Here is a 12,321-nt window from a genome sequence, read left to right as displayed (position 1 = left end):
GGACATGCCTGCGGATCCTCTCTCCGACACCCTCGGCCTCATGGACGCCCGGTGCGTCATCTCCGGCGGTTTCACGGCCGGTGGCGACTGGGCGCTGCGCTTCCCGCCGCCCGGGATGCTCAAGATCGCCGCGATGGTGAAGGGCGGCATGTCGGTGTCCCTGCACGGACTGCCGGAGTTCGCCCGGCTGGGGCCGGGCGATGTGGCCGTGTTCGACGGCAGCCGGGCGTTCGTGGTCGCGAGCGATCCGTCCGTGGAGCCGGCGGACGCCGCGACACTCTTCGCGGACACCTCCGGGTCCGTGATTCGTTACGGCGGAGGAGAGGACGCCGTCTTCGTCGGCGGGCACATCGAACTGGGCCGGGCGGGCGAGGAGCTGCTCCTGCACGCCCTGCCGCCGCTGCTGTGTGTGCGGTCCGGCGCCGAGGAGGCGCCGGTCATGCGCTGGCTGCTCGACCAGCTGCTGCGCGAACTGACCACCGAGCGGGCCGGGGCCGACTTCGCGGCCGACCAGCTCGCCCAGCTCATGTTCGTCCAGGTCCTGCGCGCCTATCTCACGGATGCTGACGCCCTGCCTGCCGGACGTCTGCGCGCCCTCGCCGACGAGCGCATCGCCCCGGCGCTGCGGCTCATGCATGCCGACCCGGGCCGCCCCTGGCAGCTGGAGGAGCTCGCCAGGGCGGCGGCCATGTCCCGGACCACCTTCGCCGAGCGCTTCCGGGCCGTGGCCGGGGTGCCGCCCCTGACGTATCTGCTGGACTGGCGGATGAGTCTGGCCCGCCGGGCCCTGCGGGACGGTGAGACGTCGGTGTCGGCCCTGGCCCAGCGGGTCGGCTACACGTCCGAGAGCGCGTTCAGCAACGCCTTCAAACGAACGACGGGTGTCGCGCCGCGGCGCTACCGTGACGTCGCACGGGCGGCCCTCACGGGCTGAGGCGCTCCTCCAGACGGACCGTGACGGTGTCGCCCTCCTGCTTCCCGATCGCCTTGCGCACATCGGCCTTCACCGGCAGCTTGTGGGAGCCGTCCCCCAGGGCCATGAAGGAACTGCGGAAGGGGTGCCCGTCGATCGTGCCGCTGACCTTCACCAGCCCGCGGGTTCCGAAGAAGGCGACGGACTCAGGCCAGACGACATAGGTCCAGCCGCCCTTGGCGGGGCTCTTGCGCAGCACCGCGCTGAACTGCTGGTCCAGCCTGCCCGCCCTGTCCTTCTTGCCGACGCTGTTCATGTGGTCCTCCGCTTCCGGTGGGTGTCCTGCTCAAGAGACCACCGGAGGCGGGAAAACTCATCGGACTCCGCGCTGAAGCAGTGGAGGCGCGGGAACGTCACTGGGTCGGCACGCGGTCCAGGAATCCGTGCACGCCGCGGATCCGGTCGTCGCCGTCCAGGGTGATCACGTCGAATCCCGCGACGGGCGCCGTGCCGTCGGCCTCGTTGACCAGTTCCCAGCCGAAGCGGGCGATGTCGTGGTGCCCGTCGACCGGCCCGGCGGGCCGGAAGGAGAACCCCGGGAACTGCTCGTGCGCCGCCGCGATCACCGCCGCGATCCCGTCGTGCCCGCGGACCTCGGCCAGTGGGTCGGTGTAGCTGCCGTCCGCGCTCCAGGCGGCGGCGACCGCCTTGGCGAGCGCATCGCGGTCAGTGGCGTTCCAGGCCTCGAAGTAGCGGGCGACGGCGTTCTCGTAACGGTTGTCGACTGCGGACATGGTGGATCAACCTCCGTGGAAAGTAGGGTAGTTGCTGCTCAGCCAGTGGATTCCGGGCGGTGGTTCCCCGCCGGGATCCGATACCGCAACCATGCCCGCCGATGCCCGAGGGCGTCGATTACCTCCCGGGTAAAGGACAGCGAGTCGCGTTTCGGCCAAACCGGGCAGTGAATATGCCAGGAGACTGGCTGGAATGGCATGGTGACAGAGTGTCAGGAGTGGCGATACTCGAGTGACAGGGCGATTCAGCCACGCCCGCGCGCTGCACGACCATGCACGACGCGCGCAGCACCACCGTGCACCACGAACGAGCCGCACGTAGTGAACGAGGCCGCAGGGAAAGCGAGGCCGGGCCGGCGGAGAGCGTTGCAATGGGGGAGCGATCGTGCACGACGAATTCCTGTGCCATGTGACCGCATACGGAATATGCGGAGGTAGACGCATCGGCGTCCCGTTGGGGACCTATCGCGCGCCCACCCTGGCGCTGGCCCTGTGGTGGATGCGGGACCGTGCCTCCTGGATGGCGTCGCGGCTCGATCCGCAGCCCGACGATCCGACCTTCCCGCCGAACTCGATCGCGCCTGTGGCGGACACCGTCCCGGACGTGCCGAGCGTCCTGCGCGCCTGGTGCGGTGACACCCTCCAGCAGGAGCTGGTCGCCGAGGAGTTGGCCGCCGGAAAGCTCGTCCGCATCGCCACCAGCGACGACACCACCGAGTACGAACTGCTCGCCGAATCCGTCGACGCGCTGCGCATGCAGCGGACCGCCGCCGCCCTCGGCAGCTCCGCCGCCTGACCGCCGCCTGACCGCCGCCGGGCGGGTCCCGGAGGGTCCCGCCGACCAGCAGCGTCAGGTCGGTGATGTCGGAGACGAGCGTGCGCCGCCGCGGGTCGTGGGCGTACGGGTGCACGCCGAGGACGATCGTGACGTCCTCGCCGGTCGCCGGGGCGGCGATGATCATCTTCGTCTCGCCGCCATGAGCCGCTGATCAGGCGCATATGTGAACGAATAGCTAGAATTCTGGGCATGGGAGAGCGGTCGGTCGCGCCGACGGCGCCCGAACTCGTCCTCGAAACGGAGACGGGCTCCACGGTGCTGAGTCCGAGCCGCGACTATCACGTCGGGCGTGACCCGTCGAGCGAGATCGTCATCGACGACGTCCGGGTCTCGTGGCACCACGCGGTCCTGCGGCCCGAGGCCGACCACTGGACGATCCAGGACGAGAACAGCACGAACGGCACGTACGCCGACGGCAGGCGGGTCCGCGAATGGGGCGTCGGACCCGGCAGCGTCATCCACTTCGGCAGCCCCTCCGACGGCCCCCGGGCGGTCTTCGCCGACAAGACCCCGCAGCGGCTCTCGGGCGAATTCCAGCCTTGGGCCAGCGGCTCCTTCCCACGGCCGACCACCGTACGACCGCTGCCCACCCGCACCGTCCGCATCGGCCGCGGCGCCGACAACGACCTGGTCATCGACGACCTGGTCGTCTCCCGGCGGCACGCCGAACTGCTGGCCCACCCGGACAGGACGTACGAGATCCTCGACCTCGGCAGCCACAACGGCACGTTCCTCAACGGGCAGCCCGTCACCCGCGCCGCGATCACCCCCGGTGACATCGTCGGCATCGGCCACTCCGCGTTCTGCCTCGTCGGAGACGAGTTGCAGGAGTACGTCGACACCGGCGAGGTCTCCCTCGATGTCCAGGAACTGACCGTCGCCGTCGACCGTGGCCGCAAGATCCTCCTCGACCAGGTGTCCTTTCCCGTCGGCGAGAAGTGCCTGCTGGCCGTCGTGGGCCCCAGCGGCGCCGGGAAGTCCACGCTCCTCAACGCCCTCACCGGGCAGCGCCCCGCCGACCGCGGAGCGGTCCTGTACGACGGCCGCGACCTCTACCGCGACTACGCCGAGCTGCGCCAGCGCATCGGCCTCGTGCCGCAGGACGACATCCTGCACGCCCAGTTGACGGTGCGGCGCGCCCTTGCGTACGCCGCCGAGCTGCGCTTCCCGCAGGACACCGCGAAGGCGGAGCGCCAGGCGCGGGTCGACGAGGTCATCCAGGAACTGGGCCTGGAGCAGCGCGCCGGCCTGCCCATCCACAGTCTGTCCGGCGGTCAGCGCAAGCGGGTCAGTGTGGCCCTGGAGCTGCTGACCAAACCGTCGCTGCTGTTCCTGGACGAACCCACCTCCGGTCTCGACCCCGGCATGGACCGCTCGGTGATGCACATGCTGCGCGGCCTCGCGGACGACGGCCGTACGGTCATCGTGGTCACCCACAGCGTGCTCAGCCTCGACGTCTGCGACCGGCTCCTGGTGCTCGCTCCCGGCGGCAAGGTCGCCTACTTCGGACCGCCCGAAGACGCGCTCGCCTACTTCGGCTACGAGCAGTGGCCCGAAGCCTTCGAGGCCTTCGAGCGGGACCAGGACCGGGACTGGGCGCGGGAGTACCGGAGCTCGCCGCTCCAGGGCCGGTACATCGACAGCTCCAGCCCACAGCCTCATCTGCTCCGGCCCGGCCCGGCCGCCCCCGTCGGACCGCCGCCCAAGGCCCAGAGCTGGGGCGCGCAACTCGGCACCCTGGTGCGCCGGTACGCGGCCGTGCTCAGCGCCGACCGGACCTTCCTCGCCGTCATGATCGCGCTGCCGTGCATCATGGGCGTGATGGCCCGAGCCGTCGCGGGCAGCAAACTGACGCTGGAGACGTCGATGAACGCGCTGCTCACCCTGTGCATAGGCGGAGTCCTGGCGGGCGCGGCCAACGCCGTACGCGAAGTGGTGAAGGAACGGGTCATCTACCAGCGGGAGCGCGCGGTCGGCCTGTCCCGGTCGGCGTACCTGATGTCGAAGATCGTGGTCCTCGGCACCATCACCGTTCTCCAGGCCGTCGTCCTCACCCTCGTCGCGCTGTTCGGCGTCGACCTCAACGCGCCCCGCGGCAAAGGTGTCCTCATGTCGCCGCTTCTCGAGCTCACGCTGGCCGTGGCCCTGCTGGCCTTCAGCGCGATGATGCTCGGCCTCCTGGTCTCCGCCGTGGTGACCAAGGAGGAGGTCACCATGCCGCTGCTGGTGCTGATCGCCGTCGTCCAGGTGGTTTTCAGCGGCGCGCTGCTCAAGCTGCACGGGGTGCCCGGCATGGAGCAACTGGCCTGGCTCGTCCCCGCCCGCTGGGCCCTGGGCGCGATGTCGGGGACCATCGCCCTGGGCCGGATCGTCCCGGGGTCGCTCACCTCCGACCCGCTGTTCCGGCACGAGCCCAGCGTGTGGCTGGTCAACATGAGCATGCTGGTCGTGCTGTCGATCGTCTTCGGGTGCGTGGTGGCCCGGCTGCTGCGGCGGCACGAACCCGAGGTCATGCGGAAGTAGGTGCGATGACGACTCCCGACCCGGCGACGACCGACGAGTTCCGCCCGACGCACGTCGTTCCGCCGGACGGCCTGCCCGCCTGGGAGGCGCCGGACCCCTCCCGGCCCACCGTGCCGCTCGACGCGCTGCTCCCCGTGCAGCTCGTCGAGCGGCTCGGTGACTGGGGCCGGGTCGTCTGCGCCAACGGCTGGTCGGCCTGGGTCGACGGCCGGCTGCTGGTCGCCGTACCGCAGCCGCCGCCCGCGGAGGGCGACCCCCTCACCCGAACGGCCGACCCGCGCCCGCTCCTCGCCCGCGTCGAGCAGGCCCTCATCCGCTATCGGAGCGCGGCCGAGGACCTCGCGGCCGGGCGGCTGGACGGGGCGTCCTTCCGCGGCATCACGCGCGGGCAGCGGATCGGGGTGGTCGTCGACGGCGAGTCCCTCTGGCTGTACGACGCCGAGCACGAGCGCTGGGTGTACACCGACGGGACGCGGCTGAGCACGTACGCGGTCGCGGACGAACCGGCGGCGACCGGGGAGCGGAACGGGAGCGTTCCGGGCCGGGCGCGCACAGGTGTCGTACGAGCGCCCGACGACCATGAACCGACCCGTCTGGTCCCGGGGGTGGCGGACGAGCCGGGTGACCGCTGACGGCGCGGGAGCCGACCGCCCTGGCCGCCGGTGTCCTTCCTCGCCGCCTTTCTAGCCGACCGTGTCCTGGACGACCTCGCCCTTTCGGCGGATTCCCCTCGCCAGCAGGGCGCCGAGGAACCCGGTCACCAGGCCCCACACGACGGCGAGGCCGAGCGCGCTCCAGAGTTTCGGCTCGAGGAAGAGTTCGCCCGCGAGGCCGCCGCCGGCGTCACCGATGCCGATGAGCGACAGGCCGTAGTGCGCCGAGATCCTGCCGACCAGGCAGATCATGAGCACCGCGAGCGCCAGCGCGAGGGCCATGCGGACGGCGTGCTGCCAGGCCCGCATCCGGGCCGGTGAGCGGGCGGCCATCAGGAACGCGGCGCCCAGAAGCAGCAGCGCGTCGACGACCGGCAGCCACCACACCCTGCCGTCGTAGTGGCCCAGGGCGCGCAGGTTGACCGCGGAGACGTCCGGGGTGCGCAGCACCTGGTCGAGGACGTGCGGCACGGGCAGCCCGAACGGCCCGTCCACGCGCCCCCGCCAGGTGGCGCCCAGCCCGATCGTGAAGGCGAGCCAGGCGAGGTTGGGCAGCCCGAGGAAGATCACCGCGAAGGTCTCGGGGACGTGTCCGCGCGTCGCGGCCACCACCAGCGCGACGACCGTTCCCGCCGCGACGCAGGCGAGGAGCAGGACGACCATGGCGTACGCGGCCGGGCGCACCGACTCCTGGAAGCGCAGCAGCCGGGCCGGGAGCGGAGCTCCGCGCGACACCAGCAGGGCGAGGACGAGGACGCCCGCGAGCCACAGCACCCCGTAGAACAGCGTCACGGGCACGGCTGTCTTGAAGCCCACCTCGGGCGAGACCCCGATGAGGTCGCCGATGTCGCTGATCGTCCCGGTACCGAGGGAGATCTTGAAGTTCTGGTGGGAGTAGAGCGCGAGTCCGAGGAGGGCCAGCAGCCACAGGACCGCGATCCTGGCGGCCCAGCCGGCCAACTCGGCGGCACCCGCGACGGCCCGGTGCCGCAGCGGCCGCAGGAACCCGGCGGCGATCATCAGGGCCCCCACGAGCGTGACCGACAGAGGGATCACCGTCAGTCCCGCCCGGGTGTCGGCGATCACGCCCGCGTCCCCCGCGAGCTCGATGGTGCCGCCGACCGCGGTCACGACGGAGGCCGCGACGACCCGTGGGTAGGCGTGCTCGGGCAGGCCCGTCGCACCGGCACCCCACAGCCCGAGGGCGGCGACCGCGAGCATGACGATCACCCCGGCCACCACCGCCAGCAGGGCCTGGACCCAGCCGTGACGGGCGGCCGTCCGCTCGCCTGGAGTGGCGATGACCTGGTCGGACGGTGTCTGCATGCGCACGCTGCCACGCTAAGCAGCACCGGGGTCCACCGCCCGTCGGGAGGGCCGACCGCGTCAGCTTGCGGGGGACACCCGGCCGGAGCACACAATGGGCTCGTTGTGGAATGAAACGGCATATAAGGCGTGAGATGCCGCGAGATCCCTACGCTCGGAGGAAGAGTCAGTGAGCGTCGACCCGCCGTCCTCCGACCGGCCCACCGGCCCTCCCTCGGGACCGCTGTCGGGCTCCCCCCGGCCGGGTGCCTCCGACGACGCTCCGACCCAAGGGATGGGCCGCCCGCTCCCGCCACCGCCGACCGGTCCGCCGACCGGTCCGCCGACCGGTCCGCCGACCGGTCCGCCGACCGGTCCGCCGACCGGTCCGCCGACCGGTCCGCCGAGCGGCGCCGGTTCCGGAGGTGGCGGTCCCGGCGGCTGGCCCCGTCACGGCGGCGGCCCGGACCGTCCCTGGTGGAAGTCGGCGCCGCGGGTGACGCTGATCACCGGGGTCGTGGCGGCCGGGGTGGTGCTCGGTGTCGTCCTCTCCCGCTCGGGCGGCACGTCCGGCACGGCGTCGGGCGGTGAGTTGTTCCTGCAGGCCGCGAGCAAATCGGGTCCCGCCCCGTTCACGGAGTCGACGGCGAAGGACAGTTCCCTCGCGCCGGTGACACCGGCGGCGAACGCGCCGGAGTCCGCCAATGTGACGCGCGGTGTGTCGGGTTCCGCACCCGGGCTCTACGGCGGCACCCGCAACACCGCGAGTTGCGATGTGGAGAAGCAGGTCAAGGCGCTCGAGGCGGAGCCGGCGAAGAACAAGGCGTTCGCCTCCGTGGAGGACGTCCGGCCCACCGAGGTCCCCGCCTACCTGCGCTCGCTCACCCCCGTACAGCTGCGGATGGACACCCGCGTCACCAACCACGGCTACGGGGGCGGCGCGGCCACCAGCTACCAGGCGGTGCTCCAGACGGGCACGGCTGTCCTCGTCGACGGCCACGGGGTGCCGCGCGTGCGCTGTGCCTGCGGGAACCCCTTGACACCGGCGGTCGCACAGCAGACCGTGCCCAGGCGGACCGGTGACACCTGGGCCTCGTACCGGTCGCAGAACGTGGTGGTCGTCGTGCCCGCCGCCACCACCATCGACGTCTTCGTCATCTACGACCCCCACCGCGACGCATGGGTCGGCCGTCACCGGGGCGACTCCGACGGCAGCCGGGACAAGGAGACGTCTCCTCCAGCGAAGCCGTCCCCCGCGGTGAGCGAGTCGTCGGCGCCACCGAAGTCTCCGGCATCGAAGTCTTCGCCCCCTTCCGTCTCTGCCTCCCCTTCCTCCCCCTCGGCGTACCCGTCGTCGCCTGATGCGCCGTCCCCGACCACTTCTTCGTCATCGGATCCGGAGTACCCCTCCACCGCCCCTGCCACGACGGCATCGGAGTCGGCGGGGGCGTACTCCGGTCGCACGTCTCCTGACACGACCACCGACATCACGGCGAGTGCGGGCGCCACGACGCCGGACACCTCGTCGTCCTACGACGCGCCGGAGCCGGCCCTGACGCCTCCCGGGTACTGAGGCGACCTCAGCCGGTCCGTACGACCAGGGCGTAGTCCCCGAGCCCGACCAGCCGTTCGCCCGGGATGTCGCCCAGGGCCGTGCACATCTTCTCGACGAGGCCGGTGACCGGGTCGAAGGCGATGTCCCGCACGGTGCCGCGCTCGTCCCCGTCCTCGGTCAGGACCCGGACGCCCAGGATGTCCACGGGCGCCGGGGCTGGGGCGGTGTCCAGGGCGGTGCCCGACCGGACGAGGACGGCGTCCGGGCCGATCACGTGCACGGCGCTCCAGTCGATCGCGAACTCCTTGCGACCCCGGGCCGGCGACAGCCGTACCTGGCCGATCAGCCCCGATACGACATCGATCGTGAGTGACCTGACGACGCCGAGCTCGTTCGCCTCGCCGAGCGTGACGACCGGCAGGCCGCGGATCCCGGAGAACAGCGTCACGGTGTGGGTTCCGTCCGGTCGGCGGTGTCCCGCAGCCGGAACGCCTCGACCTGGGTGGCGAAACCGGCCAGGTCGTCCGCGACGAAGCGGGTCGCGTCCGCGGGGATGACAAGAGCCTGTCCCGACACGGCGATCGTCTCGCCCCGGGGGACGTACACCTTGCGGCGGCGGCGCTTCGAACCGGACTCCAGGGACTGACTGGCGGCGATCTTGAACCCCACCACGCGGCCGCTGATACCGGCCTCGACGACGAGGTCGAGCACGCTCCCCACCTCCGTGCCGCCGTCCGTGAGCACCCTGGCGCCCAGCACCCGGCCGTGCGCCGCCTCGTCCCGGGCGATCACCGCGGCCGGTTCGGCGAGGGCCCCCCGGCCGAGGATCATGACGGCGTCGCGGCCCAGCGAGTGGACCGCGCTCCACGGCAGGCTCTGCTTCAGCGGGCCCGCGAGCAGCCCCCGGCCGTTGAGCGTGAAGCCGGTGACACGTCCCGCGGGCCCGTCGAAGACGGTGTCCTTGACCCGCGCCACCGCCTCACCGCCGAGCGTGACCACCGGCCGTCCGCCGAGGTCGCGCGCGGACATCAACTCGCTCATCACACCTCCCGCTTCCCGAACCGGTGCCCGCGCCGCACGGCGATGACGGTCCCCGACCGTCTGCTCGTCTGCACCCAGACCGCCGCCGCGCTCAGCAGCACCAGGGCCGCGACCACGACGACCGGCCACATCCACCAGTCCACCGTCCACCTCCGGGTCTTCGGGCCCCGGCCGCCGTCGGCCGGATTCCGCCCGGTCCGGGTGCCCCGAGCGGACCGGGGAATGCGCGGTGGCCACCGCCATTTCGGCGGCCGAACCCGGGCGAGACGTCAGCCGGACGGCGTGCCGACCGGGCTGCCGGACCAGTCGAGACACACGATCAGCGCGTCGTCCAGCGGTTCGGTGACGCGGTACCGGGCCAGCTCGTCGAGGACGGCGCGCGGTACGTCGGCCGCGGGCAGCAGGGCGGTGGCCGACACGGCACGGGCCAGCGCCCGCTCCCCGAAGACCTCGCCCAGCGGGGACAGGGCGTCGTACACCCCGTCGCTCACCACCAGGAGTCGGTCACCCGGCAGGACGCCGAACTCCTGCGCCACGTAGTCGGACTCCTCGAACATGCCGAGCGGCAGCTGCGCCTCCAGCTCGATCCGCTCCACGGCCGTGCCCCGGCGGCGCCACATCCGGGGCGAGCCCGCGTCCACCGCGAGCGCGCTGCCGGTGGCGAGGTCGAAGGAGAGCAACAGCGCCGACACGTGCTGGTCGCCGTGGTGCTGGGCGTAGAGGGCCTGATCGGCGAGTCTGGCCTGGTCGGCGACCGGGAGCCCGGCGCGGCGGGCGTTGCGCAGGGCGCCGACGGCCAGGTGGGTCAGCAAGGACGCGTGGATGCCGTCCCCCATCCCGTTGATGATCGACAGGGTGAGCCGGTGCGCGTCCGAGGACCAGTCGAAGTTGTCCCCGCGCACCGCGTACGCGGGCTCCAGCTGGGCGCCGACGGCGAACTCCTCGCGGGCACAGGCCCGGCCCGGGAGCAGCTCCCACTGCATTTCGGCGGCCAGCGTCAGCCGGCCGACCCGCCGGGCCTGACGGTAGACGTCCGTGTCCCGTTCGGCCACGACGATCGCGTGGCCCAGCAGATCGGCGACCTGCACGAGTTCGTCGGTCACCGAGGGGGCCACGGGCCCCGGGGGCAGCAGGACGGTGAGGATGCCCAGGCGCTCGCCCCGGGCGGTGACCGGCAGATGCAGGCGCGTCCGTTCGGCGTTGCGGGGGTGTTCCTCGTGCGGCTCCTGACTGCCGAAGGCGCGGCTCTCGGGGGTGTTGTGCAGGGACACGGCACGCGCGGGGTCGCCGGGCTCCTCGACCGGCTGCAGCACGGTCATCCCGTAGTCCGCCAGCAGCAGGTCGGCGTCGATCGCCCCCCAGACATCCGTCAGGAGGGGGCGCAGGGTGTCGAGCAGCGCGTGCGGCGGTGCCGCGCGCAGGGCTCTGTCGACGTCGTTCACAGAGGTCACGGTCGTGATGACTTTCTCGTGCGGTGGTCGTGCGAGGGCGTCTGCGTGGTCGCGGGGGTCTGTTTCGAGGGCTCCGGTGGACCGGCGCGGCTGGCAATGGCCTTGAGTTGATGACAAGGTGGATCGGTGCCTCGCTCGATCCGTCCACCCGTCTCCCGAGACGAAGCCGCGCACACCCTCGACGCCGTCTCGGAGCTCCTCGAACTCCTGTGGGGTCGAGGGCAGGAGTCCGCGCCGTCCGGACCGGTGCCGCCCTCTCAGCTACGGGCCCTGATCGTGATCGAGCAGGGCGGGTCCATGAATCTTCGCTCGCTCGGTGACGCCCTGGCCTCGCGTCCCTCCTCGGTCAGCCGTCTGTGTGACCGGATGGAGGCAGTCGGCCTGATCCGCAGAGTGCCGAGTTCGACGAGCCGGCGCGAGGTCGAGGTCGGCCTCAGCCCGCTCGGCGAGCAGGTGCTGAGCGAACTGCGGGAGCACCGTGCGCGCGAGGTGCGGGCCGTGCTGGAGCAGATGTCCTCGGCGGACGTCGCCCGGCTCACCGAAGGCCTCGAAGCGTTCCGGGCGACCGCGCTGGACCAGCTCGAAGAGCGCTCCGGCGGGTCCGGCCGGGAGCCCGGGCATGCGACCGGTACCGGTTAGCTCCATCTGCGTCCCTTCGGTGCGACCCATCACTGCGACCCCATCACTGCGACAACCGGCCCACGGGTCGCCGGACTTGGGATCGCAGGAACACCAGATTGTTGCCTGACGGCAATTGTTGTCAAATGACAACGATCGGCTACGGTAGGGCCTGACACCGCTCCATCGCGGCGTTGTGGCGCACCGTCCCCATGCGGTTACCCCACTCTCCGCGGATTCGACAACATTTCGAGGGATCGCTGTGCATTCAGGCCGGAGTCCAGGTCAGGCGGCCATGTCGCTGTCGATGCGCGAGGCCGGTCGTTCGACCGTCATCGCGGTCCGCGGCGAGGTGGATCTCGACAACGCGGGTGAGCTCGACGAGGCCCTCGCGGCGGCGGGCCGCGCCGGTCCGGGAGCGGTGGTCCTCGACCTGGCCGCGGTGACCTTCCTGGACTCGACCACGATCAACGTCGTCCTGCGGGCCCACGGGGTGCTCGGCCCGCGGCTCCGGCTGGCCGCTCTCTCCCCGTTCGTGGAACGGGTGCTGGGCATCACCGGCGTCTCGGACGTGCTGCCGGTCTTCCCCGGCGTGGGGGAGGCACTGGAGGCCGATGCGGTCTGAGAGCG

General features: G+C 71.9%; 14 protein-coding genes. 7 read left to right on the top strand and 7 right to left on the bottom strand.

Annotated features, from left to right (window positions below):
• The first annotated feature begins 4 nt into the window (after positions 1 to 4).
• The gene (locus ACZ7M2_RS38940; RefSeq protein WP_471599295.1) at positions 5 to 934 is read left to right on the top strand and encodes a helix-turn-helix transcriptional regulator; all 930 of its coding nucleotides are present in this window, start codon (positions 5 to 7) and stop codon (positions 932 to 934) included.
• On the opposite strand, the gene ACZ7M2_RS38935 is transcribed toward ACZ7M2_RS38940, so the two are convergent.
• Positions 924 to 1,229, bottom strand: coding sequence for a DUF1905 domain-containing protein (locus ACZ7M2_RS38935; protein ID WP_471599294.1), 306 nt, complete (start codon positions 1,227 to 1,229; stop codon positions 924 to 926). The genes ACZ7M2_RS38940 and ACZ7M2_RS38935 overlap by 11 nt on opposite strands.
• 97 nt (positions 1,230 to 1,326) lie before the next feature.
• Positions 1,327 to 1,707 (bottom strand): nuclear transport factor 2 family protein, encoded by a 381-nt coding sequence (locus tag ACZ7M2_RS38930; RefSeq protein WP_471599293.1) that lies wholly within the window; start codon positions 1,705 to 1,707, stop codon positions 1,327 to 1,329.
• A 385-nt stretch (positions 1,708 to 2,092) separates the two neighbouring features.
• On the opposite strand from ACZ7M2_RS38930, the gene ACZ7M2_RS38925 reads away from it, so the two are divergent.
• The 3 genes from ACZ7M2_RS38925 (at position 2,093) to ACZ7M2_RS38915 (ending at position 5,700) form a co-directional block, all read left to right on the top strand.
• Positions 2,093 to 2,503 (top strand): hypothetical protein, encoded by a 411-nt coding sequence (locus ACZ7M2_RS38925; protein WP_261688162.1) that lies wholly within the window; start codon positions 2,093 to 2,095, stop codon positions 2,501 to 2,503.
• Between the two features lie 231 nt (positions 2,504 to 2,734).
• Positions 2,735 to 5,068: an FHA domain-containing protein gene (locus ACZ7M2_RS38920; protein ID WP_471599292.1), complete on the top strand. Its 2,334-nt coding sequence runs from the start codon at positions 2,735 to 2,737 to the stop codon at positions 5,066 to 5,068.
• Positions 5,069 to 5,073: 5 nt separating this feature from the next.
• The gene (locus ACZ7M2_RS38915; protein ID WP_471599291.1) at positions 5,074 to 5,700 is read left to right on the top strand and encodes a hypothetical protein; all 627 of its coding nucleotides are present in this window, start codon (positions 5,074 to 5,076) and stop codon (positions 5,698 to 5,700) included.
• Positions 5,701 to 5,751: 51 nt separating this feature from the next.
• On the opposite strand, the gene ACZ7M2_RS38910 is transcribed toward ACZ7M2_RS38915, so the two are convergent.
• Positions 5,752 to 7,047 carry a streptophobe family protein gene (locus tag ACZ7M2_RS38910; RefSeq protein WP_471599406.1) on the bottom strand — a complete coding sequence of 432 codons (1,296 nt, stop codon included), beginning with the start codon at positions 7,045 to 7,047 and terminating at the stop codon, positions 5,752 to 5,754.
• Positions 7,048 to 7,216: 169 nt separating this feature from the next.
• Here ACZ7M2_RS38910 and ACZ7M2_RS38905 point away from each other — a divergent pair, with 169 nt between their 5' ends.
• On the top strand, positions 7,217 to 8,599 hold the full coding sequence (locus ACZ7M2_RS38905; protein ID WP_471599290.1) for a DUF6777 domain-containing protein: 1,383 nt from the start codon (positions 7,217 to 7,219) through the stop codon (positions 8,597 to 8,599).
• A 7-nt stretch (positions 8,600 to 8,606) separates the two neighbouring features.
• Here ACZ7M2_RS38905 and ACZ7M2_RS38900 read toward each other — a convergent pair whose 3' ends face one another.
• The 4 genes from ACZ7M2_RS38900 to ACZ7M2_RS38885 all read right to left on the bottom strand — a co-directional run bounded on the left by ACZ7M2_RS38900 (position 8,607) and on the right by ACZ7M2_RS38885 (position 11,073).
• The gene (locus ACZ7M2_RS38900) at positions 8,607 to 9,029 is read right to left on the bottom strand and encodes a PRC-barrel domain-containing protein (RefSeq protein ID WP_471599289.1); all 423 of its coding nucleotides are present in this window, start codon (positions 9,027 to 9,029) and stop codon (positions 8,607 to 8,609) included.
• On the bottom strand, positions 9,026 to 9,622 hold the full coding sequence (locus ACZ7M2_RS38895) for a PRC-barrel domain-containing protein (RefSeq protein WP_471599288.1): 597 nt from the start codon (positions 9,620 to 9,622) through the stop codon (positions 9,026 to 9,028). The genes ACZ7M2_RS38900 and ACZ7M2_RS38895 overlap by 4 nt, the downstream gene beginning before the upstream one ends.
• A complete protein-coding gene (locus tag ACZ7M2_RS38890; RefSeq protein WP_471599287.1) occupies positions 9,622 to 9,765 on the bottom strand; it encodes a hypothetical protein in 144 nt (47 codons plus the stop codon). The genes ACZ7M2_RS38895 and ACZ7M2_RS38890 overlap by 1 nt, the downstream gene beginning before the upstream one ends.
• A 126-nt stretch (positions 9,766 to 9,891) precedes the next feature.
• Positions 9,892 to 11,073, bottom strand: coding sequence for a PP2C family protein-serine/threonine phosphatase (locus ACZ7M2_RS38885; protein ID WP_471599286.1), 1,182 nt, complete (start codon positions 11,071 to 11,073; stop codon positions 9,892 to 9,894).
• Between the two features lie 126 nt (positions 11,074 to 11,199).
• Between ACZ7M2_RS38885 and ACZ7M2_RS38880 the strand changes: the two genes are divergently transcribed.
• Together ACZ7M2_RS38880 and ACZ7M2_RS38875 are read left to right on the top strand one after the other, a co-directional pair.
• A complete protein-coding gene (locus ACZ7M2_RS38880; protein ID WP_352051615.1) occupies positions 11,200 to 11,712 on the top strand; it encodes a MarR family winged helix-turn-helix transcriptional regulator in 513 nt (170 codons plus the stop codon).
• A 274-nt stretch (positions 11,713 to 11,986) separates the two neighbouring features.
• Positions 11,987 to 12,316 carry an STAS domain-containing protein gene (locus ACZ7M2_RS38875; RefSeq protein ID WP_470046645.1) on the top strand — a complete coding sequence of 110 codons (330 nt, stop codon included), beginning with the start codon at positions 11,987 to 11,989 and terminating at the stop codon, positions 12,314 to 12,316.
• The last annotated feature ends 5 nt before the right edge of the window (positions 12,317 to 12,321 follow it).

This window comes from Streptomyces sp. NPDC111507 (assembly GCF_055638955.1).
Note: the sequence above shows the minus strand (reverse complement) of the source record. Positions and strands in the feature narration are given on the sequence as shown.